The 20,255-nt window shown below is 61.9% G+C and carries 20 protein-coding genes and 1 tRNA gene; 12 read left to right on the top strand and 9 right to left on the bottom strand.

All coding sequences use genetic code 11. From position 1 onward, the window contains the following. Positions 1 to 97: 97 nt before the first annotated feature. Both I6L37_RS20530 and I6L37_RS20535 read left to right on the top strand, forming a co-directional pair. Positions 98 to 1,243, top strand: coding sequence for a MalY/PatB family protein (locus I6L37_RS20530; protein WP_216992830.1), 1,146 nt, complete (start codon positions 98 to 100; stop codon positions 1,241 to 1,243). A 65-nt stretch (positions 1,244 to 1,308) separates the two neighbouring features. Beyond that, on the top strand, positions 1,309 to 2,595 hold the full coding sequence (locus I6L37_RS20535) for a TAXI family TRAP transporter solute-binding subunit (protein ID WP_254203521.1): 1,287 nt from the start codon (positions 1,309 to 1,311) through the stop codon (positions 2,593 to 2,595). A 65-nt stretch (positions 2,596 to 2,660) separates the two neighbouring features. Here the strand turns inward: I6L37_RS20535 and I6L37_RS20540 are convergent, their stop codons facing one another. Further along, the gene (locus tag I6L37_RS20540; protein WP_061475593.1) at positions 2,661 to 3,593 is read right to left on the bottom strand and encodes a LysR family transcriptional regulator; all 933 of its coding nucleotides are present in this window, start codon (positions 3,591 to 3,593) and stop codon (positions 2,661 to 2,663) included. Between the two features lie 171 nt (positions 3,594 to 3,764). Here I6L37_RS20540 and I6L37_RS20545 point away from each other — a divergent pair, with 171 nt between their 5' ends. From I6L37_RS20545 to I6L37_RS20555, 3 genes are all read left to right on the top strand, one after another. After that, positions 3,765 to 5,021 (top strand): adenylosuccinate synthetase, encoded by a 1,257-nt coding sequence (locus I6L37_RS20545; RefSeq protein ID WP_216992832.1) that lies wholly within the window; start codon positions 3,765 to 3,767, stop codon positions 5,019 to 5,021. 197 nt (positions 5,022 to 5,218) lie between these two features. After that, on the top strand, positions 5,219 to 5,755 hold the full coding sequence (locus tag I6L37_RS20550) for a YbhB/YbcL family Raf kinase inhibitor-like protein (RefSeq protein WP_216992833.1): 537 nt from the start codon (positions 5,219 to 5,221) through the stop codon (positions 5,753 to 5,755). A gap of 11 nt (positions 5,756 to 5,766) precedes the next feature. After that, positions 5,767 to 6,600 (top strand): helix-turn-helix transcriptional regulator, encoded by an 834-nt coding sequence (locus I6L37_RS20555; RefSeq protein ID WP_042072234.1) that lies wholly within the window; start codon positions 5,767 to 5,769, stop codon positions 6,598 to 6,600. Between the two features lie 92 nt (positions 6,601 to 6,692). On the opposite strand, the gene I6L37_RS20560 is transcribed toward I6L37_RS20555, so the two are convergent. Then, positions 6,693 to 7,244, bottom strand: a complete 552-nt coding sequence (locus I6L37_RS20560) for a hemerythrin domain-containing protein (RefSeq protein ID WP_042072235.1) — start codon at positions 7,242 to 7,244, stop codon at positions 6,693 to 6,695. Positions 7,245 to 7,323: 79 nt separating this feature from the next. Further along, positions 7,324 to 7,992 carry a uracil-DNA glycosylase gene (ung, locus tag I6L37_RS20565; protein ID WP_216992834.1) on the bottom strand — a complete coding sequence of 223 codons (669 nt, stop codon included), beginning with the start codon at positions 7,990 to 7,992 and terminating at the stop codon, positions 7,324 to 7,326. 567 nt (positions 7,993 to 8,559) lie between these two features. Here ung and grcA point away from each other — a divergent pair. Beyond that, positions 8,560 to 8,940 carry an autonomous glycyl radical cofactor GrcA gene (gene grcA, locus I6L37_RS20570; protein WP_042025630.1) on the top strand — a complete coding sequence of 127 codons (381 nt, stop codon included), beginning with the start codon at positions 8,560 to 8,562 and terminating at the stop codon, positions 8,938 to 8,940. 139 nt (positions 8,941 to 9,079) lie between these two features. On the opposite strand, the gene kdsA is transcribed toward grcA, so the two are convergent. The 6 genes from kdsA to hemA all read right to left on the bottom strand — a co-directional run bounded on the left by kdsA (position 9,080) and on the right by hemA (position 14,576). Beyond that, positions 9,080 to 9,934: a 3-deoxy-8-phosphooctulonate synthase gene (gene kdsA / locus I6L37_RS20575; protein ID WP_216992835.1), complete on the bottom strand. Its 855-nt coding sequence runs from the start codon at positions 9,932 to 9,934 to the stop codon at positions 9,080 to 9,082. A 73-nt stretch (positions 9,935 to 10,007) separates the two neighbouring features. Continuing rightward, the gene (locus I6L37_RS20580) at positions 10,008 to 10,808 is read right to left on the bottom strand and encodes a SirB1 family protein (protein ID WP_216992836.1); all 801 of its coding nucleotides are present in this window, start codon (positions 10,806 to 10,808) and stop codon (positions 10,008 to 10,010) included. Between the two features lie 12 nt (positions 10,809 to 10,820). After that, positions 10,821 to 11,204, bottom strand: coding sequence for a SirB2 family protein (locus tag I6L37_RS20585; protein ID WP_042072238.1), 384 nt, complete (start codon positions 11,202 to 11,204; stop codon positions 10,821 to 10,823). 59 nt (positions 11,205 to 11,263) lie between these two features. Next, positions 11,264 to 12,115, bottom strand: coding sequence for a peptide chain release factor N(5)-glutamine methyltransferase (gene prmC, locus I6L37_RS20590; RefSeq protein ID WP_216992837.1), 852 nt, complete (start codon positions 12,113 to 12,115; stop codon positions 11,264 to 11,266). A 61-nt stretch (positions 12,116 to 12,176) separates the two neighbouring features. Then, the gene (prfA, locus tag I6L37_RS20595; RefSeq protein ID WP_042072240.1) at positions 12,177 to 13,265 is read right to left on the bottom strand and encodes a peptide chain release factor 1; all 1,089 of its coding nucleotides are present in this window, start codon (positions 13,263 to 13,265) and stop codon (positions 12,177 to 12,179) included. 51 nt (positions 13,266 to 13,316) lie between these two features. Then, a complete protein-coding gene (gene hemA, locus I6L37_RS20600; RefSeq protein WP_042025634.1) occupies positions 13,317 to 14,576 on the bottom strand; it encodes a glutamyl-tRNA reductase in 1,260 nt (419 codons plus the stop codon). A gap of 126 nt (positions 14,577 to 14,702) precedes the next feature. Between hemA and lolB the strand changes: the two genes are divergently transcribed. From lolB to pth, 6 genes are all read left to right on the top strand, one after another. Further along, a complete protein-coding gene (gene lolB, locus I6L37_RS20605) occupies positions 14,703 to 15,281 on the top strand; it encodes a lipoprotein insertase outer membrane protein LolB (RefSeq protein ID WP_216992838.1) in 579 nt (192 codons plus the stop codon). Further along, positions 15,281 to 16,129, top strand: coding sequence for a 4-(cytidine 5'-diphospho)-2-C-methyl-D-erythritol kinase (gene ispE / locus I6L37_RS20610; protein WP_042025636.1), 849 nt, complete (start codon positions 15,281 to 15,283; stop codon positions 16,127 to 16,129). The genes lolB and ispE overlap by 1 nt, the downstream gene beginning before the upstream one ends. 1 nt (position 16,130) lies before the next feature. Then, positions 16,131 to 16,205: transfer RNA gene (locus I6L37_RS20615), tRNA-Gln, on the top strand. Positions 16,206 to 16,376: 171 nt separating this feature from the next. Then, complete coding sequence (locus I6L37_RS20620) at positions 16,377 to 17,324, top strand: ribose-phosphate pyrophosphokinase (RefSeq protein ID WP_026457470.1); 948 nt, start codon at positions 16,377 to 16,379, stop codon at positions 17,322 to 17,324. 101 nt (positions 17,325 to 17,425) lie between these two features. After that, positions 17,426 to 19,414 (top strand): bifunctional UDP-sugar hydrolase/5'-nucleotidase, encoded by a 1,989-nt coding sequence (locus tag I6L37_RS20625; RefSeq protein ID WP_216992839.1) that lies wholly within the window; start codon positions 17,426 to 17,428, stop codon positions 19,412 to 19,414. Positions 19,415 to 19,615: 201 nt separating this feature from the next. Next, positions 19,616 to 20,206 (top strand): aminoacyl-tRNA hydrolase, encoded by a 591-nt coding sequence (pth, locus tag I6L37_RS20630; protein WP_026457963.1) that lies wholly within the window; start codon positions 19,616 to 19,618, stop codon positions 20,204 to 20,206. Positions 20,207 to 20,255: the final 49 nt, after the last annotated feature.

The following is a 20,255-nucleotide window of genomic DNA, read 5'->3' on the forward strand; positions in this document are numbered from 1 at the left end:
CAACCGGCTCAAGGCTTGCCTCCCTCCGCTTGCGCCTTGCGAGGCGAGCCGCGACCCCGTAGAGTGAAAGCCCATCCGGCCAGCACAAGGAGTTCGCATGTTTGATTTTGATCGGGAAATAGACCGCAGTGGCACCATGAGCCTGAAATGGGACAAGTACAAGGGTCAGGACGTGCTGCCCATGTGGGTTGCCGACACCGATTTTTCCGCCCCTCCCGCCGTCATCGAGGCGCTCACCCGACGCGTCGCCCACGGCATTTTCGGCTATTCACGCCCCTCGCCCCGCCTGATCGAACTCATCATCGAACGTCTGGCGACCCGCTACGGCTGGACCATACAGCCCGAGTGGCTGGTATTCCTGCCCGGTGTGGTGCCGGGGCTGAACCTCGCCTGCAAGGCCTGGAGCCAGCATGGCCGCGGCATCATCACCCCCAAGCCGGTCTACTACCCCTTCCTGCAGGCCCCCGGTTTCAATGACCGTCCCCTGCTCACCGTGCCCATGGTGGAAGAGGCGGGCCGCTGGGTACTGGATCTGGAAGAGCTGGAGCGTCAGGCCCCCTCCGCCGATCTGCTGCTGCTGTGCAACCCTCACAACCCGGGGGGCACCGTCTTCACCCGCGAGGAGCTGCTGGCCATCGACGCCATCGCCGCGCGCCACAATCTGGTGATCTGCTCCGATGAGATCCACTGCGACCTGCTGCTGGATAAAAACGCCCGCCACATCCCCTACGGCGCCATCAGCCCGGACGCCGCCGAACGCTCGGCCGTGATGATGGCCCCGAGCAAGACCTTCAACATCGCGGGTCTGTGCTGTTCGTTTGCCGTGGTGCCCAATGCCCGTCTGCGCCTCAAGCTGCAGCAGGCAATGCGCGGCATCAGCGCCGACGTGAACCTGCTGGGCTTCGTGGCAGCCGAGGCCGCCTACGAGGGCGGTGAGCTGTGGCTCAGCGAGCAGATCGAGTATCTGGCCGCCAACCTGGCATTGATCGAACAGGCCGTCGCCCGCTGGCCCGGTGTCACCCTGGCGAACCATCAGGCCACCTATCTGGCCTGGCTCGACGTCAGTGGCCTTGGGCTCGATGATCCCATCGCCTTCTTCGAGCAGGCCGGGGTCGGACTCTCGCCGGGCGCCCAGTTTGGCGACGGCCAGTTCGTGCGTCTCAACTTCGGCTGTACCCGTGCCACCCTGACCAAAGCGCTGGCCCGAATGGAAAAAGCGCTCCTGAGTCGCGGCAAAGCCTGACACCCCAGCAAGCGGGATGGGCATGGCCCATCCCTTTCATCCCACTCCCCAGTTAACTGTCAACTATGCATTTACGGATTTTGCGTCACCTTCTGCTCCCCCTCTGCGCCCTGCTGCCTGTCACCAGCCAGGCGCTGACTATAGGCACGGGGCCGGTCAATGGCGTCTACTACCCCACCGGAGGCGCCATCTGTCGGGTGCTCAATGCAGACCATGCCCTGCGCGGCGATCGCTGCACGGTACAAAGTACCCACGGCTCTCTGGCCAACCTGAAGGCGCTGGAAGAGGGGGACGTGCAGCTGGCGCTGGTGCAGTCCGATATCCTCCACCACGCCTTGCACGGCACCGGACCTTTCAGCGGACAAGGCGCCAACCACAAACTGCGCAGTCTGTTTCGCCTCTATCAGGAGTCGCTGACCCTGCTGGCCAGCCCCACCAGCGGCATCACCACCCTGGCGGATATCGAGGGGAAGCGGGTCTATCCGGGTGAACCCGGCGCCGGCGAGCCCACTACCAGCCAGGCCCTGATGAACGCCATGGGGTGGCACTCCGGCCAGTTTGCCGCCTATCATCTCACCCCGGGCCGGGATCCGTTGGAGGGGTTGTGCGATGGCAGTCTGGATGCCGCCTTTATCGTCGCCGGACACCCCAGCCTGGCGATCGGCGATCTGGCCGGCCGCTGCAAGGTGCGCCTCATCCCCATCGAGGGGGATCAGATCGATCGCCTGCTCAAGGAGCATCCCTACTACCAGCGCAGCCGCATCGCCGCCAACCTCTATCCGGGGCAGATCACCGCCATCAACAACATCGGCATGAGCGCCGAACTGGTGGCGCTGGCCAGCCTGCCGGATCCCATAGTGCGCACCGTGCGCGACACCCTGCTGGCACGGGTCAAGCAGTTCAGTCGGCTGCACCCGGCCCTCAGCAAGATCACAGTGGAGCGTCTGCAGGCGCAGACCGAGCTGCCCCTCCATGCCGGCATGTCGGATAAAACACCCGAGCCCCTGCCGCTGGCCCCTGAACTGCTGATGCCGGATGATTCGCTGCAGGATGTCCCGAAAAGGGATACTCCCGAACCGGCCACCACAGAGCCCCCTGCCGACGCAGGCAATGTCGCCAGCGCCGCCGTTGCCACCGAACCCGCCAGCGACACCTCACCTACCCGGGCGACCCCGGAGGTGGCTGCCCCGAATACCGAGGCTCCGGATACGGTGTCGGCAGCGACGCCATCAGAGGCCGTCACACCGGATAACAGGGAACAAGCAACCACCAGCGCGGCGCAAGGGACGACTCCAGAAGGTGAATCCGTGCCGGAAGCGACCGCCGGCGACACGACGCCGTCGCAGCCCTGAAACGGGCAAACCCAACAAAATCAAAGGGGCAGCCGCAGCTGCCCCTTTGATTTATGACGTTCGCATCACTGCGAGGCTTCCCGCGCCAGATAGGGGTTGGGTTTTTGGATCTCCTCCTCCACCCAGACCAGCAACTGCTTGATGGCCCGTGACAGCACCTGATTCTGACGCACCACGTACCCCAGACTGGTACCGGGAAAATCGGTCAGACTGGTGACGGGAGCCGTCAGGTTGAGCCTGGGGTGCAGCGAGAAGTCCGGCACTATGGCCACGCCAAACCCCGCCTCGGCCCAATCCAGCTGGGCATCCACGCTGCCAACTTCCATGATGCGGCAGGGGGGCAACCCCAGCAGCGGCAGGGAGGGGTCGATAAGCGCCCGGGTGCGGGTATCGTGCCCCAGCAGGATCAGGGTCGGCTCGTCGAGGGGATCGCTCTTTCTCTCATCCCCCCCAGCCCCGACCTGCGCCCGCGCCTGCCAGCGGGCCAGCCCGTGGCCCAGGGCGCACCAAGTCACCTGTTGCAGTTCGGTATAGAAGAGCGGCTCGCTGCGCTTTTGCGCCATCACGAAGCCGAGATCCGCCTTGCCCGCCTTGACCAGCTCCGCCGCCTGATCCGATGTGGTGTTGAACAGGGTGAGGTCGATACCGGGAAACTCCCGTTTGAAACGCTGAAACGGCTGGATCAGCAGCAGACGAGATATGATGTCGCTGGCGGCGATGGCGAGCGTCCCCTGGCTGAGTTGATTGAGTGCGTTAAGGTCGGACTGGCACAGCTGCAACTCGGCGATGGCGCGCTCGGCGCTTTGCAGCAGTCGCTCCCCCGCCTGGGTCAGGCGAAACGGGCTGCGCTCGATGAGTCGTACCCGGGTCGCCTGCTCCAGCCGCTTGATGTGCAGGCTGACGTTGGGCTGGGTCATGTGCAGCTCGGTGGCGGTCTGGCCAAAGTGCTGCAACCGGGCCAGGGTGACAAAGGTTTGCAGCCAGTGAATATCCAGCATGTGGCTCCTCCACTCCCGTCTTGCGGGGTTTTGCACGGCAACAGCGGGAGAGGTTGCCGCTAAAACGGCCACAATTATATGGTTTTATTATCGGAATTATAAAGATAATTAATTTTTCTAATCCACATCAGGCTCCTAGGATGGATGCCTAACGTCTTAGGAGAAAGAGTCATGTCGTCTATCGTAGTCGTAGGTGCCAACTGGGGTGATGAAGGCAAGGGCCGCATCGTGGATTATCTGGCAGGCCAAGCCGGTGCCAGCATTCGCTTCCAAGGCGGCAACAACGCCGGCCACACCGTGGTCAACGATCTTGGCACCTTCAAGCTGCACCAGGTCCCGAGTGGCGTGTTCAACCCGGATTGCCTGGTCGTGCTCGGCCCGGGCATGGTGATCAGCCCCGAGAAGCTCACCGTCGAACTCGACGAAGTGAAAGCCTCCGGCATCACTCCCAAGCTGGCCATCTCTGACCGCGCCACCCTGTGCCTGCCGCTGCACGCACTGGAAGATACCCAGGAAGAGCAGCGTCTGGGTGACGGCGCCTATGGCTCCACCCGTCAGGGCATTGCCCCCGCCTACGGCGATCGCGTGATGAAGAAAGCGATCCTGGTTGGCTGGCTGAAACAGCCGGACGTGCTGGTCGAGCGCATCCAGTTCATGCTGGACTGGAAACTGCCGCAGATGAAGGCCCTCTACCCGGACTTCGAATTTGCCCAGACCGCCCAGGAAATGGCCGACTGGCTGCTGGAAGTCTCCGCCTCCTGGATCGACGCCGTCTGCAACGTCAGCATGCCGCTCAAGGCCCTGCAGGCCGAAGGCAAGACCCTGCTGTTCGAAGCCCAGCTGGGCGCCGGCCGTGACCTCATCTACGGCGAATACCCCTGGGTGACCTCCTCCCACGTTTCCGGCGCCTACGCCGGCATCGGTGGCGGCCTGCCGGGTCTGCGCCCGGAGCGCGTCATCGCCGTGGCCAAGGCATTCAGCTCCTCCGTCGGTACCGGCACCCTGCTGACCGCCATGGAGAACCAGGACGAGTTCCGCAAGATCACCAACGAGTTCGGCGCCACCACCGGCCGTCCCCGTGACGTCGGCTACTTCGACGCCGTGGCCACCAAGAACGGTGTCGAGCTGCAGGCCGCCACCGAAGTGGCCCTGACCAAGCTGGACTGCCTGACCGGTCTGCCGGATCTGAAGATCTGCGTGGCCTACGAAGGTGCCCACACCGAAAACCCGATTTGGCCGCAAACTGCCGCCCTCAAGCCCGTCTACGAGCAGATGGAAAGCTGGAGCGAAGACATCAGCGGCTGCCGCACCTTCGAAGAGCTGCCCAAGGCTGCCCAGCAGTACGTGCTGCGCATCGAAGAGCTGCTCGGCGTACCGGTTCCGATGGTTTCCGTCGGCCCGGGTCGTGACGAGATGATCCTGCGCTAAGTCGCCCGCCCTCTCGGCACATAAAAACCGGCATCCTGGATGCCGGTTTTTTTATCTCTCTCTTCCCCCTCACCAATCTCACAAACGACATATCGACTCATATAATGGCCTGGAGAGCGCCTCATTGAGCCGTTACGTAACTTCCATTTATTCCTGTTTGGCTAAAGTGAACCCGTTACCACACGAGGAGTCACCTTATGAGATTACCCCTGCGTTCCGCTTTGCTGCCCCTGTTCTGTCTGGCCGCCCTGCCTGCCGGTGCCATGACCCTGAGCAGCACCGACATCCGCGAAGGCCAGCCGATGGACAAGACGTTCAGCTTCAACGGCTTTGGTTGCAGCGGCGAGAACCGCTCGCCCCAGCTGAGCTGGCAGGATCTGCCCGCCGGCACCAAAAGCGTCGCCATCACGACCTATGATCCGGATGCCCCCACCGGCAGCGGCTGGTGGCACTGGCTGGTGGTCAATCTGCCGGCCAGCCAGAGCGAGCTGCCGACCAACGCCTCCGGCAAGCTCAAGCAGGGGCTGGAGCTGAGAACCGACTTCGGCAGCCAGGGCTACGGCGGCCCCTGCCCGCCCGCAGGCCACGGCATGCATCGCTACCAGTTCACCGCCTGGGCCCTGCCCCAGGATCTGGATGTGAAGGCAGATACCCCGCCCGCCATGGTAGGCTACATGCTCAACGCCATGGCCCTTGGCAAGGCCACCCTGACCGCTACCTTCGTCACCCCCTAGGAGCCAGCCTGATGAGCACGCCCCTGCTGCAACAGCACCACTACCTCGGGATCCGCCAGCAGCCCCTGCACCGGGTGCTCATCTATGCCCCGACCCTCATCTGGGTGAAACAGGGGCACAAGCAGCTGTGGTGGAAAGAGCGGCGCCTGACGTTTGACAGGGAGAGCTGGCTGCTGATCCCGGCGGGCCACCAGCTCACCTTCGTCAACCAGCCGGAGCAGGGCACATTCCGCTCCCATGCCCTGACCCTGCTGGCGCCGCCGCCCGATGCCTGGCTATCGGCCACCGCCGCGGCTCCACAGGGGCTGCGAGAACCCAGGGTAAAGGTGACCCCCGGGCTGGCATTTTGCTTCGAGCTGGTCACCACCATGGCCGAGCGGGGAGTGAGCGAGGCAACCCAGGCCGAGCTGCTACAGGGCTTTTATGCCGAACTGCACGCCGCCCGGGCCCTCGATCTGCTCTATCCGGCCCGCACCATGACGCTGGGGGAACGGCTGGCCCGCTATCTCGGCGTGGAGCCCGGCGCCGACCATACTCTGGAGGGGGTTGCCCCCAACTTCGCCATGAGCCGCGCCTCTCTGGTACGCAAGCTGGCCAGCGAAGGACGCAGTTTTCGTCAACTGCTGGCACAGGTGCGCATGAGTCATGCCCTCACCTTGCTGCAGCAATCCCTCACCCCGCTGGAGGTAGCCCTCGCCTGCGGCTACGACTCCCCCAGTCGCTTCGCCGCCCGCTTCAAGCAGGAGTTCGGCCTGACCCCGCACCAATATCGGCAGACCTGTCCCTCCCCCGCAATCCGGCCCCGAGAAAGACGCTCCCAACTAGCACATGGGTCGTCGAAATGACCAAGCTGCTAGGTGTTTGCCAGATATGAAAAGGCCTCCGGATGGAGGCCTTTTGCCGTTTATCTATTTGTTGATGGTGCAACCGGGCCTTATTACACGCTCACCGGAGGCAGCGAGAGACGCTGGGCCAGCGCCTGAAAGTTCTGGCTCACCTCGGCCCCGAACAGGGGATCACCGATGGCACGGTTCTGCCAGTTTTGCTCCAGATGACGCCAGTCATCTTCGGTCAGGGTGTCCCGCAGCAGGGGGAAGATCACCCCTTCCTCGTAGTTCATGTGCGCCTCCTGCAGCGCCACGAAACATTCCAGCTTGCCGGTGAACTGGTCGAGCGGGATCACCGCATCCATCAGGATCATCTCCACCATCTCCTTGAGTTCGGTGCCCGCCTCCAGCAGTTTGGCGTGCTCCTCCTGCAGACGATTGGCGACCTCCCCCTCCACGACCCGGTATTTGAGGTAGTACTCGTAGATCATGTCTTCCTTGGGGTGATGGTACTTGTCAGACACTTCCCGCAGGTAGTCGATGACATCGCGGATCAGAAAGTAGCTGATGGGCTGCTCGGCCTGAATGGCTGCCAGCTTGTGCTTGAGCAGCCCAAGTAGCCGGGCGATGTTGAGGTGATCCTTGTGCAGACTGGATAACATAGGCACTCCTTCGCTGAAATAAACTGTCACTTCCCTGAGTATACGGTCATCTGCCGGCCAAACTTTGCACTCAATCAAGTCAGCCGCAGACTGAATTCCATTGGATGGGCTGTTTGCCCTGCTGTTCCAGCAGCCGGTTGGTCTCTGAAAAATGGCCACAACCGATGAAGCCACGATGGGCAGAGAGCGGGCTGGGATGGGGGGCGGTCAGCACGTGATGGCGCTGCCGGTCGATGAAACGCCCCTTCTTCTGGGCATGGGCGCCCCAGAGCAGGAAGACCACGCCCTGACAGCTGGCATTGATCTGCTCGATCACCCGGTCGGTGAAGGTTTCCCAGCCCAGATGTGCGTGGGAGTGGGCCTGGCCGGCCTGCACCGTCAGCACGGTATTGAGCAGCAGCACCCCCTGTTTGGCCCAGGATTCGAGAAAGCCGTGCTCCGGTGTGACAAACCCTGGCAGATCCCGCTGCATCTCCTTATAGATGTTGACCAGCGAGGGCGGGGTGCGCACCCCGGGCAGCACGGAAAAACAGAGACCATGGGCCTGGTTGGGGCCGTGGTACGGATCCTGGCCCAGGATCACCACCTTGACCTGATCCAGTTCGGTGAGCTTGAACGCGTTGAAGACATCGGCTGCGGGTGGATAGATCACCTTGCCCGCTTCCCGCTCACTGCGCACCGTCGCCAGCGTACTCTTGAAATAGTCCTGCTCTTTTTCCGAGCCAATCACATCACTCCAGGTCAGCACCCCGAACTCCTCACTTGATACGGCGAAGGGCTCAGGATAGGGGGCCAGCCCGCAAGACGCAACCGTGGCAGGGCATGATGGACAGCATCATTTGCCTGCGATCACATGACATCACCACACACAGGCCCCATCCGATCAGGAGATATCGGGCTTGCTCCCTGGCAAGCGCTGCAGATGGAGTCGCGCGCAGCAGCCGTTTCCTTCACCGTCAATTTCCTTTCCATCAGCCATCTGCCAGCTACCCGTTTTATCTTAAAAACAAGACAAAACATGTAATTAAATTACTAGATTAAATAGATAAAAGATGTATGATTTGGATATCTTACGAAATCAGAAAAATGACCTATTTTTGATTCAACTCAATAATTTAATCCTACTTGGTGCAAGCTAAGTGGGACTTTATTGATTTGGATCAATTTTCGTAATAATCCCACCGTGGTATATATGACCTTATCAAAGTAAAGGTGTAAGGCAAGGCCCCTTTAAGCCATCGAAATTCGCGGTAGCTTAACTACATCAGGGTAATTTCCTTACAGTCGGATCCGCTTCCCATTGAGGAGTCATACCATGATCAAAGGCATTCAAATCACCCAGGCCGCCAACACCGCTCTGCTGAACTCTTTCTGGCTGCTGGACGAAGAGAAGCAACAGGCTCGCTGCATCTGCGCCAAAGGCGATGCCTTCGCTGCCGATCAGGAAGTCCAGATCGCCGAGCTGGGCCAGTTTGAATACCGTGAGCTGCCGGTTCAGGCCGAGCCGGCCGTTGAAGGTGGCCAGCACCTGAACGTCAACGTGCTGCGTCGCGAAACCCTGGAAGACGCCATCGCCAACCCGGAAAAATACCCGCAGCTGACCATCCGTGTGTCCGGCTACGCAGTGCGCTTCAACGCCCTGACCCCGGAACAGCAGCGTGACGTGGTAACCCGTACCTTCACCCAGAGCCTGTGATCCACGCTCTGTCGTGACGGCGGGCTGCACAGCCTACCCTCAAAAACGGCCCCCGGGGGCCGTTTTTCATGGCCACAAGCCAGACTCGCCAAACAAAAAGGCCCCGCATCGCGGGGCCTTTTGCTATCCATTGTCAGTATCAGGCAGAGGTATCGAGGGGCTCAAAGCCCTTGATCAGATCGTCGATAGCCTTCATCTGCTTGAGGAAACCTTCCAGCTTCTCCAGCGGCAGGGCGCTCGGGCCGTCGCAACGGGCTACTTTCGGATCCGGGTGGGATTCGATGAACAGACCCGCCAGACCCACCGCCATGCCGGCGCGGGCCAGCTCGGTCACCTGCTCGCGGCGGCCACCGGACGCGGCGCCCATGGGATCGCGGCACTGCAGGGAGTGAGTCACGTCGAAGATGACCGGGTAGCCGCCGGTGCTCTTCTTCATCACGCCCAGGCCCAGCATGTCCACCACCAGGTTGTCGTAACCGAAGTTGGCACCGCGCTCGCACAGGATCAGGCGATCGTTGCCGCACTCCTCGAACTTGTCGGTGATGTTCTTCATCTGGCTCGGGCTCAGGAACTGCGGCTTCTTGATGTTGATGACGTTGCCGGTGCGGGCCATGGCTTCCACCAGATCGGTCTGGCGCGCCAGGAAGGCGGGCAGCTGGATGACATCCACTACCTCGGCCACCGGCTTGGCCTGATGGGGCTCGTGCAAATCGGAGATGACCGGCATGCCGAAGGTCGCTTTCAGCTCCTCAAAGATCTTCATCCCCTCTTCCAGACCCGGACCGCGGTAGGAGTGGATGGAGGAGCGGTTGGCCTTGTCCCAGCTCGCCTTGAACACGAATGGAATGCCCAGCTTGCTGGTCACTTCCACGTACTTCTCGCACACCGCCATCGCCATGTCGCGGGATTCCAGCACGTTCATGCCACCAAACAACACGAACGGCTTGTCGTTGGCGACGTCGATCTGGTTGATCTTGATATTCTTCTGTTCCATCTCGGGCATCCTTAAGTGAAGAGGCTTGGGCACACAGGCCTTGATATTCTTCTGTTTCAATTCCCAGGCCTCCTTAGTGGAGGGGCTTGGGAGTCAGATCCAGCGCGGCCAGCTGCGCCTTCAGCACATCTGCCACCGGATCATCCGGGCATTGTTCAATGAAATATTCAAAATCTTCCGCCGCCTGGCGGGGGCAGTCGAGTTGCTCGTAGATGAAGCCGCGATCCCGCGTCTCCAGGGGATCGCCGGGTTTCATCCGCAGCAGCAGTTCACTGCAGCGCAGGGCCTCGGCCATGCGATCTTCCCGCAGCAGGGCTCCCTTGCTGACGTTGAGCAGCCGCTCGATGATCTCCCACTGACCGGAGGGCTGCAAATAGTCCGGGGTCAGGGTCGCCAGATCCCCCAGGGCACCGCGCAGCAGCAGTTCGATACGGGCCAGAGTCAGCTCGTCACCGGTGAAGGGATCGACATAGACCTCCCCCTCGCCACCGGCAAAACTCACCAGGAAGTGACCGGGGAAGCAGATCCCCTCCACATCCAGCCCGAGTTTGCGTCCCAGCTGGATGATGAGGATACCGAGACTGACCGGGATCCCCTTGCGTTGCATCAGCACCTGGTTGATGTCGCAGTTCTGCGCCGAGAAATAATCCTGCCAGTCACCGTAAAAGCCAAGGCTGTGGTAGAAGCCCTCCAGCAGTTGCTGGCGCACCTCGTCACAGGTGCCTTCGGCTATCTGTTCATCCAGCCACTCCTCGAGCAAGTCCAGCTCGCGCAGCCCCTGCCCGGCCGAGCCATATACCTCGTGGCTCACCGCCAGTGCCAGCTCGGTGAGATCATGGGCTTCAAAGTCGGTCCATTCGTCTATACGTAACATCGTCTTCATGCCTTAACCGAACAAACTCGCCTGTTTGAGCAGTGCCAGCTTGGCAATAAAATAGATCCATCCCAGTGCTCCGAGAAAGGAGCACCAGCGCACCAGGTTGCTTTTGGCCAGCCGCAACGCCATGGCGGCCAGGAACACCAGCACCAGGATGCCCATCAGCTTTTCGCTGAGCCAGGGAGTCCCGTTGTTGAAGGGGTTGAGATCCAGCACCATGCACAGCAGCACGCCCGAGAGGACTACCAGGCCATTGAGCAGGCCGCTCACTTTCAGCACGGGGGCACTATAGGCCCGGTCAGAGCCGGCCTGTACCCAGTAAAAGCGAACCATGAACAAGAGCACGGCCCCGGCAATCAGGGTCAGGTGCAGATGCTTGAGCACAAAATACATATTCAATCCTTGGCCGCTGGGTCATCACCCAGCGACTCGTCAAACCGGTTGTAAAGGATTTAGCAGGCCGGACACTGGCCCAGGGTTACCCGCTCGTTGTCCCCGTAATCGCGCACCGTGGTCACGGCGCGATAGCCACGCGCCAGCAGCAGCTGACGCACGGCAGCGCCCTGCTCCCAGCCATGCTCCAGCAGCAGCCAGCCATCCGCCAGCAGATGGGCAGGCGCCTCGGCCACTATGTGGCGAATATCCGCCAGCCCCGCCTCGTCGGCCACCAGGGCCGAACGGGGTTCGAAGCGCACATCCCCCTGCTCGAGATGAGGATCGGCGCCGTCGATATAGGGCGGGTTGGAGACAATCACCGCGAAACGGGGGGCCTTACCCAAGAGCGGATCGCAAAGCGGCGCGAACCAGCTGCCGTCGCGAACCGTGATGGGCAAATCCAGCACGGCGCTGTTCTCGCGGGCCAAGGCCGCGGCATCCGCCATCCTGTCCACCGCCCATACATCGGCATCGGGCCGCTCGGACTTGAGCGCCAATGCGATGGCGCCGGTGCCGGTGCCCAGATCCAGTAGGGCGCAGGGGCCTGCGGGCAACCGTGCCAGCGCCTGTTCGACCAGCACCTCGGTATCGGGGCGCGGGATCAGAGTCGCCGGACTCACCTTGAGGGACAGCGACCAGAACTCCCGCTCCCCCACCAGGTGGGCGATGGGTTCGCCATTGAGGCGACGGACGAGCCAGCCCTGCAGGGTCGCCTGCTGGGCGTCATCGAGTTCGCGCTCGGGCCAGGTCATCAGGTAGCTGCGCCGGCACTTCAGCAGATGGCAGAGCAGCACATCGGCATCGGCACGGGGAGATTCGCCCCCCGCCAGGGTCGCCATGATGTGGGCGCGGGCTTGCTGGATTTGCATCAGTTTTCCCCCACCTTATTCGTCCCACTCTGAATGCGAGCTTGCCGGATCTGCATTTGCATCAATTGCTCTCGGCCAGGGAAGCGAGCTGATCGGCCTGATACTCCTGCACCAGCGGCGTGATGACGCAGTCCAGATCCCCTTCCAGGATCTCGGAGAGGCGATAGAGGGTGAGGTTGATGCGGTGCTCGGAGAGACGCCCCTGGGGATAGTTGTAGGTGCGGATGCGCTCGGAGCGATCCCCCGACCCCACCAGGTTGCGACGGGTACTCTGCTCGGCGGCGCGGTGGCGCTCATCCTCGGCCGCCTGCAGACGGGCGGAGAGCACCGACATCGCCTTGGCGCGGTTCTTGTGCTGGGAGCGCTCGTCCTGGCACTCCACCACCAGGCCGGTCGGCAGGTGGGTAATGCGAATGGCGGAGTCGGTCTTGTTGACGTGCTGACCACCGGCACCGGAGGCGCGGAAGGTGTCGATCTTCAGCTCGGACGGGTTGATCTCGATCTGTTCAGCCTCCGGCACTTCCGGCAGTACGGCGACGGTACAGGCGGAGGTGTGCACCCGCCCCTGGGATTCGGTTTCCGGCACCCGCTGCACCCGATGACCACCGGACTCGAACTTGAGACGGCCGTAGACGTGCTCGCCATCGATCTTGGCGATCACCTCCTTGTAGCCACCATATTCCCCGTCGTTGCAGCTGACGATGGAGACGCGCCAGCCCTGGCGCTCGGCAAAGCGCGAATACATGCGAAACAGGTCGCCGGCAAAAATTGCCGCCTCGTCACCACCGGCACCGGCGCGGATCTCCAGATAGCAGTTGTTGTCATCCTTGGGATCCTTGGGCAGCAGCATCACCTGCAGCTCCTGCTCCAGCGCCTCCAGCGCCGCCCTGGCGACCGGCAGCTCCTCCTGCGCCATCTCGCGCAGGTCGGCATCCTCCTCCTCCAGCATCAGCTGGGTGGTCTCGAGATCCTCCTGGGCCTGACGGAAACGCTGGAAGGCGTGAACGATATCCTCCAGCTGGGCATATTCCCGGGTCAGGGCGCGATAACGCTCCTGATCCGAGACCACGTCCGGCTCGCCGAGCATGGCCTGTACTTCTTCGTGGCGCTCGATGAGGCCTTCCAGCTTTCTGATCAGTGACGGATTCATAACTCTTGCAATCTCAATGGAGGAGAGGACGACCGGCTGGCCGCCCGAACACTATGACTCTTGTGACAACCCCAGCGCCTGACGCAACCGGGACAGGGCGCTCTCGTCACCCTGAGAGGCCGCCTGGCGCAGGGCCTGGGTTGGCGCGTGGATCAACTTGTTGGTGAGGCGATGGGCCAGCGCCTTGAGCGCCTGCTCGGCACTCTCGCCCTGGGCCAGGGCCTGCAGGGCCCGTTGCAGCTCCTCGTCGGCAACCTGCTGGGAGTGCTGACGATAGTCGCGAATGAGGTCCACCGAATTCTGACCGCGATACCAGCCCATGAATTCGTCGCGCTCTTCCTGCACGATGAGTTCCGCCTCGGCGGCCGCCCGCTTGCGGGTCTCGAGGTTCTGCTCGATGATCCCCTGCAAATCGTCCACGGTGTAAAGATAGGCGTCAGAAAGCTCGTCCACCTCGGCCTCGATATCCCGCGGCACGGCGATATCCACCAGGAACATTGGCTTGAAGCGGCGCGCCTTGAGGGCCCGCTCCACCATGCCCTTGCCGATGATGGGCAAGGGGCTCGCGGTCGAGCTTATGACGATGTCCGCCTCGTGCAGGTAATCCGGGATCTCTTCGAGGGTCATCACCTGGGCACCGAACTCGGCTGCCAGGGTCTGGGCCCGCTGCAGGGTGCGGTTCGCCACCATCATCTGGGTGACGTCCTGTTCGCGCAGATGACGGGCCACCAGTTCGATGGTCTCGCCGGCGCCGACCAGCAGCACCTTGGTCTGGGAGAGATCGGAGAAGATCCGCCGCGCCAGGCTGACGGCAGCGAAGGCTACCGACACGGCGCTGGCCCCGATCTCGGTATCGGTACGCACCCGTTTTGCCACCGAGAAGGACTTCTGGAACAGGCGCTCCAGCGCTCCCTTGATCGCTTCAGACTGCTGGGCATGGGCGTAGGATTGCTTGATCTGCCCCAGGATCTGCGGCTCTCCCAGCACCAGGGAGTCGAGACCGCAGGCCACCCGCATCAGGTGGCGCACCGCCTCTTCATCATGGTGCTGATAGATGGCGCTGACCAGTTCGGCCGCATCCAGCCCGTGAAACTGCTGCAACCAGCGCAATACAGCCTCTTGCTGCTCCCCGTCCAGATTGCAATAAAGTTCGGTCCGGTTGCAGGTGGAGACGATCACCGCCTCGCTGACACCGGGTTGGCTCACCAGCTCACGCAGGGCGCGATCGATGCAGTCCGGGCCAAAGGCGACCCTTTCTCGCAAGGCGACACTGGCGGTGTTGTGGTTGATTCCGAGGGCAAGCAAACTCATGAGTGGGCGACGGTCATTTCATACGCTGGGTGCAAAGGCTGCCAATTGTACGAGAAAGGGTAAGTCTTTAAAAGCAATACGGCCGCCCCGTATACTGTGGCAAATTCCCCTCTCTGGAGCCTTGCCTTGCTGCTACGTATTTTCACCCTCGCCTGCCTGCTGATCCTCGGCGGCTGTGCCACCACCCAGCCCCAGCGGGACCAGGTGAACTGGAACCAGGAGCGTACCCGGCTCGAGCAGCTAACCCATTGGCAGCTTTCCGGCAAGATGGCCATCATCACCCCCCAGCAGAAGGGCAGTGCCCGCCTCAACTGGCAGCAGGACGGCGATGATTATCGCCTCAACCTCACCAGCCTGATCGGCACCAGCATACTGGAGCTCTCCCGCAGCAAGGGCGAGATCACCCTGCTCGACAGCGATGGCAACCGCCACCAGAGCCAAGATGCCGAGGCGCTGGTCTATCAGCTCACCGGCTGGCACATCCCGGTCGCCGGATTGCCTGAGTGGATCAAGGGGCTGCCGGGCCAGGCCGAATTCGAGCTCAATCCCGACGCCAGCCTGGCCAGCGTCCGTGACGGTCAGTGGCAAATAGCCTACGGCGACTATCGGGATCAGGATGGCTACCGTCTGCCACACCAGCTCACCATGACCGGCCAGGGCAGCCGCCTCAAGCTTCAGATCAACCAATGGACTCTCGCTCGCTGATGAACCCGACCCGCTGGCCGGCACCGGCCAAACTCAACCTGTTTCTCCACGTAAATGGCCGTCGTCCGGACGGCTATCACGAATTGCAGACCCTGTTCATCTTCCTCGATCACGGCGACTGGCTGGAATTCGACCCGCTCCCCGGCACCAATCTGCTGACCCTGAGCCCGGCCATTCCCGGCGTGCCCGATGAACAAAACCTCATCATCCGCGCCGCCCGCCTGCTGCAGGCAAAACTGCCGAGCCCACAAGGGGCCCATATCCGGCTGGAGAAGGTCTTGCCTATGGGCGGCGGCATCGGCGGCGGCTCATCGGATGCGGCCACCACGCTGGTGGCCCTCAACCATCTCTGGCAGGCCGGTTTGAGCGAAGACGAGCTGGCGGATCTCGGCGTCCAGCTGGGGGCCGACGTGCCGGTATTCGTGCGCGGCAGAGCCGCCTTTGCCGAGGGGGTGGGCGAGCGGCTGCAACCGGTCGAGGTGCCCTCTGCCTGGTATCTGGTGCTCAAGCCAGATTGCCATGTGGCAACCGCCGCCGTGTTCCAGGATCCGGACCTGCCGAGAGATACCCCGAAGATGGCATTGCACAATCTGCTGGAAGGGGAGTGGAAAAACGATTGCGAATTACTGGTGAAAAAGCGCCACCCCGAGGTTGCCAATGCGCTCGGCTGGTTGCTAGAATACGCGCCGTCAAGAATGACGGGCACAGGAGCCTGCGTCTTTGCTCAGTTTGAAGACGAAGTGACTGCTCGGGAAGTGTTGGCCAAAGTGCCGAAGGGGCTGGATGGGTTTGTCGCCAAGGGCGAGAACATATCACCACTCTTTGTCACTTTGCAACAGTTCAAATGATTGGGGTATCGCCAAGCGGTAAGGCAGCGGGTTTTGATCTCGCCATTCCTAGGTTCGAATCCTAGTACCCCAGCCAATTTGAGCGAGGAAGCGTGGGCGATGTCGTGCTCGCCCACCGACCTGACGTGCTCCGTTTCACTGCGGCAGACATCTTGCTCGTTATCTTGATAAATCGTTTGCCCCCAAACGATCCGGGTCTGATTTCAGACTCCCCCACATACTGGATGCAACCCCGAGGTTTCAAACCGTGCCTGACATGAAGCTGTTTGCTGGTAACGCAACGCCGGAACTAGCCCAGAAGATCGCAGATCGCCTGTTTATCAAACTCGGCAATGCTGCCGTAGGTCGCTTTAGCGACGGCGAGATCAGCGTACAGATCAACGAGAATGTACGTGGTGGCGATATCTTCATCATTCAATCCACCTGTGCCCCGACCAACGACAATTTGATGGAATTGATCGTCATGGTGGATGCACTGCGTCGTGCTTCAGCTGGCCGTATCACTGCCGTTATCCCCTATTTTGGTTATGCCCGTCAGGACCGCCGCGTCCGCTCCGCCCGTGTGCCCATCACCGCCAAGGTTGTCGCCGACTTCCTCTCCAGCGTCGGTGTAGATCGTGTGCTGACCGTTGACCTGCATGCCGAGCAAATCCAGGGCTTCTTCGACGTTCCGGTAGACAACGTGTTCGGTAGCCCGGTGCTGCTGGAAGACATGAAGTCCAAGAACCTCGAGGCCCCTGTTGTCGTATCTCCGGACATCGGCGGCGTGGTCCGTGCCCGTGCCATCGCCAAGCTGCTGGATGACACCGACATCGCCATCATCGACAAGCGCCGTCCCCGCCCGAACGTCTCCCAGGTCATGCACCTGATCGGTGACGTTGCCGGCCGCGACTGCATCATCGTCGATGACATGATCGACACCGGCGGCACCCTGTGCAAGGCTGCCGAAGCCCTGAAAGAGCGCGGCGCCAAGCGCGTATTTGCCTACGCGACTCACCCGGTCTTCTCCGGCTCCGCCGTCGACAACATCAAGAACTCCGTGATCGACGAACTGATCATCACCGACTCCATCCCGCTCACCCCGGAGATGAAGGCGGTTGGCAAGGTCAAGCAACTGACCCTCTCGACCGTACTGGCCGAAGCCATTCGTCGCATCAGCAACGAAGAGTCCATCTCTGCCATGTTCGAGCATTGATGGATGTTGTATCAACGAAAACCGCCTACCGGCGGTTTTCGTCTTTCTAGCACCCTGATATCTGGTACTACCCTGCCCCCGGCAGGATTAAGGATTTGTCCATGAATTGCTTGCGTCCTCTCCTGCTCGCAACCCTCACCTCCGCCCTGTTCGCCTGTCAGCCAGCCAAAGAGAACCAGCCCTTCGTGCTGGCCCTGGCACACATGAACGACACCCACTCCCAGTTCGATCCGGTCAACGCCGAGCTGACGGGACATATCTTCAACAAGGACGAGGAGACGGACACCCTCTACACCCGCTTTGGCGGCTATCCGCGCCTGCTCACCATGGCAAAGGCCTACCAGGCCGAGGCGCTGGCCAAGAACCAGCCCCTGCTGCTGCTGCACGGCGGCGATGCCTGGCAGGGCAGCGGCTACTTCAAGCTCAACGAGGGGATGGCCAACGCCGAGTTACTAAGCCAGTTCGGCCTCGATGCCATGGCGCTCGGCAACCACGAATTCGATCTCGACAACCAGAAGCTGGCCCGCTTCATCGAGGGGGTCAACTTCCCGGTGCTGGCCGCCAACCTGGATACCCGTGACGATCCGGCCCTGAGCAAGGCCAGCAATCTCAAGCCCTTTGTCGTCTATGCCTTCGACGGCAACCAGAAGAGCCCGGTCACCGATCTCAACAACCTGCCGCAAGGAAAGCAACTGGTCGCTGTAATGGGGCTGGTGCTGGAAGACATGGGCAATATCGCCCCCAACGTGGGCAAACTGCGCTTTGACAAGGAAGTGGCCTCGGCCCAGGCCACGGTCGACATGCTGCAGGCCAAAGGCATTCACCAGATCGTCGCCCTGACCCACATCGGCAACGAGCGGGATCTGGCGCTGGCGGCCAAGGTCAACGGTATCGATGCCATCGTCGGCGGCCACTCTCACAGCCTGCTCGGCGATTTTCGCAATATCGGCTGGGGCAAAACCGGCGAGTACGCCAAGCTGGTGACCAATCCGGACGGCATCGGCAAGACCTGCGTGGTGCAGGCGGGCTCCTACGCCCAGGCCATCGGTCTGGCCCAGGTAAGTTTCGACAACCAGGGTCAGGTGCAGGATTGCCAGGGCAACAACAGCCTGCTGGCCAGCCACGACTTCTTCGCCGATCCGGCCCGCAGCCACCCCCTCGACAAGCAGGGCAGCAAGAAGGCGAGTCAGTTCATCGACAACCAGCCCAACCTGGTGACCGTAGATGAGGATCCGCGCCTGCGCGGCATCATCGACAGCCACTACAAACCGGCGCTGGATAAAGCCTATGGCCCGGTGATCGGCACCATCCCAGCCCAGCTGCAAAATGTCCGTCGCCCCGGCGACAACGGCAGCGACAGCCATGGCTCGGATGTCGCCCCCCTGGTTGCAGAAGGGCAGTATTACTGGGCCAACACCCCGGCGGTGCAAGCCCTGACCGGTGGTCCGGTGGACTTCTCCCTGGTGGCGGTGGGTGGCGTGCGCGCCGATCTGCCGGCCGGCGAATGGCGCGAAGGGGACAGTGCCCTCACCCTGCTGCCGTTCAAGAACCAGCTCGCGGTGCTGAGCCTGACCGGTGCCGATGTGCGTGCCCTCTTGAGCGAAACCATCACTGCCACCCTGCCCGCCAGCGCCCACGCCGGCAAGTTCCCCTATGGCGGCCACCTGCGTTACACCTTCCAGGAGACAGAGACAGGCAAGGCGGGCACCCTCACCCAACTGCAATACCAGACGGCCGATGGCCAGTGGCAGGATCTGATGGATGACCAGCGCTACCGGGTGGTAATGAATGCCTACAGCGCCAATGGCAATGATGGCTGGCAGGCCCTGGCCGATGCCCAGCGCCAGCAGAGCGAGCGGGTCGACATCGCCAGCGTCGACGGCAAGCTGGCCGCCTTCCCGGTGCTCAAGGTGGGGCAAAGCGGCGAGCGGCTCAATGCCATCTATGCCGACGGCAAGGCGCTCGATTGCAAGGCAAAAGGGGTGGATTGCGGCACTGACGCCGCCTCCTTCGTGCAGTACGTGCGCGAGGCGCGCCCCAACCTGACCGCCCTGGACGAGGAGACGGTCACCCTGCTGCGCGCCAAATAAAGGCGCCACAAGATGAACCGGCACGGGCCTCTTGCAAGAGGCCCGTTTGCCGAACGTTGGCCGCCAAATCGCGGGCAGATCCCGCCATTTCATGGGCACCCCGTGCACATCGGTTGAGTGATCGCCACTCGGCGGCTAGAATATTGCGTCCTATTGCCCTGGGTAGGGTACCCAGGACAGCTGCGAGTGAAGACATCAAGCGTGACAAGCCAAATCAAACTGATCGTGGGTCTGGGCAATCCCGGCCCGGAGTATGCCAAGACCCGCCACAATGCGGGTGCCTGGTACGTGGAGCAACTGGCCCGCTGGCACAATGCCAGCCTGCGTGAAGAGCCCAAGTTCTTCGGCCACACTGCCCGTATCCAGGTCGAGGGGCAGGATGTGCGACTGCTCATCCCGAACACCTATATGAACCTCTCGGGCAAGGCGGTCGCCGCGCTGGCACGCTTCTATCAGATTGAACCGGAAGCCATTCTGGTTGCCCACGACGAGCTTGACCTGCCCCCCGGCATCGCCAAGTTCAAGCAGGGCGGTGGCCACGGCGGCCACAACGGCCTCAAGGACATCATCGCCAAGATGGGCAACAACAATAACTTCTTCCGGCTGCGCCTCGGGATCGGTCATCCCGGCGCCAAGGAGCAAGTTGCCGGTTTCGTGCTGACCAAGGCACCGAGCAGCGAACAGAACCTGATCGATGCCGCGCTGGATGAATCCCTGCGCGCCACCGACATCCTGTTCAAACAAGATATGACCAAGGCCATGAATCGCTTGCACAGCTTCAAGGCCGAATAAAGCATGACACGGGCCGCCTGCCGGCGTCCCTTACAGCATCCATCAAGTA

This window comes from Aeromonas sp. FDAARGOS 1407, assembly GCF_019048725.1.
GTDB classification, from domain to species: domain Bacteria; phylum Pseudomonadota; class Gammaproteobacteria; order Enterobacterales; family Aeromonadaceae; genus Aeromonas; species Aeromonas enteropelogenes.

Coding starts and splice junctions, on each gene's coding strand:
- I6L37_RS20530 (WP_216992830.1), top strand. CDS start 98: ATGTTTGATTTTGATCGGGAAATAGACCGCAGTGGCACCATGAGCCTG.
- I6L37_RS20535 (WP_254203521.1), top strand. CDS start 1,309: ATGCATTTACGGATTTTGCGTCACCTTCTGCTCCCCCTCTGCGCCCTG.
- I6L37_RS20540 (WP_061475593.1), bottom strand. CDS start 3,593: ATGCTGGATATTCACTGGCTGCAAACCTTTGTCACCCTGGCCCGGTTG.
- I6L37_RS20545 (WP_216992832.1), top strand. CDS start 3,765: ATGTCGTCTATCGTAGTCGTAGGTGCCAACTGGGGTGATGAAGGCAAG.
- I6L37_RS20550 (WP_216992833.1), top strand. CDS start 5,219: ATGAGATTACCCCTGCGTTCCGCTTTGCTGCCCCTGTTCTGTCTGGCC.
- I6L37_RS20555 (WP_042072234.1), top strand. CDS start 5,767: ATGAGCACGCCCCTGCTGCAACAGCACCACTACCTCGGGATCCGCCAG.
- I6L37_RS20560 (WP_042072235.1), bottom strand. CDS start 7,244: ATGTTATCCAGTCTGCACAAGGATCACCTCAACATCGCCCGGCTACTT.
- grcA (WP_042025630.1), top strand. CDS start 8,560: ATGATCAAAGGCATTCAAATCACCCAGGCCGCCAACACCGCTCTGCTG.
- kdsA (WP_216992835.1), bottom strand. CDS start 9,934: ATGGAACAGAAGAATATCAAGATCAACCAGATCGACGTCGCCAACGAC.
- I6L37_RS20580 (WP_216992836.1), bottom strand. CDS start 10,808: ATGTTACGTATAGACGAATGGACCGACTTTGAAGCCCATGATCTCACC.
- I6L37_RS20585 (WP_042072238.1), bottom strand. CDS start 11,204: ATGTATTTTGTGCTCAAGCATCTGCACCTGACCCTGATTGCCGGGGCC.
- prmC (WP_216992837.1), bottom strand. CDS start 12,115: ATGCAAATCCAGCAAGCCCGCGCCCACATCATGGCGACCCTGGCGGGG.
- prfA (WP_042072240.1), bottom strand. CDS start 13,265: ATGAATCCGTCACTGATCAGAAAGCTGGAAGGCCTCATCGAGCGCCAC.
- hemA (WP_042025634.1), bottom strand. CDS start 14,576: ATGAGTTTGCTTGCCCTCGGAATCAACCACAACACCGCCAGTGTCGCC.
- ispE (WP_042025636.1), top strand. CDS start 15,281: ATGAACCCGACCCGCTGGCCGGCACCGGCCAAACTCAACCTGTTTCTC.
- I6L37_RS20625 (WP_216992839.1), top strand. CDS start 17,426: ATGAATTGCTTGCGTCCTCTCCTGCTCGCAACCCTCACCTCCGCCCTG.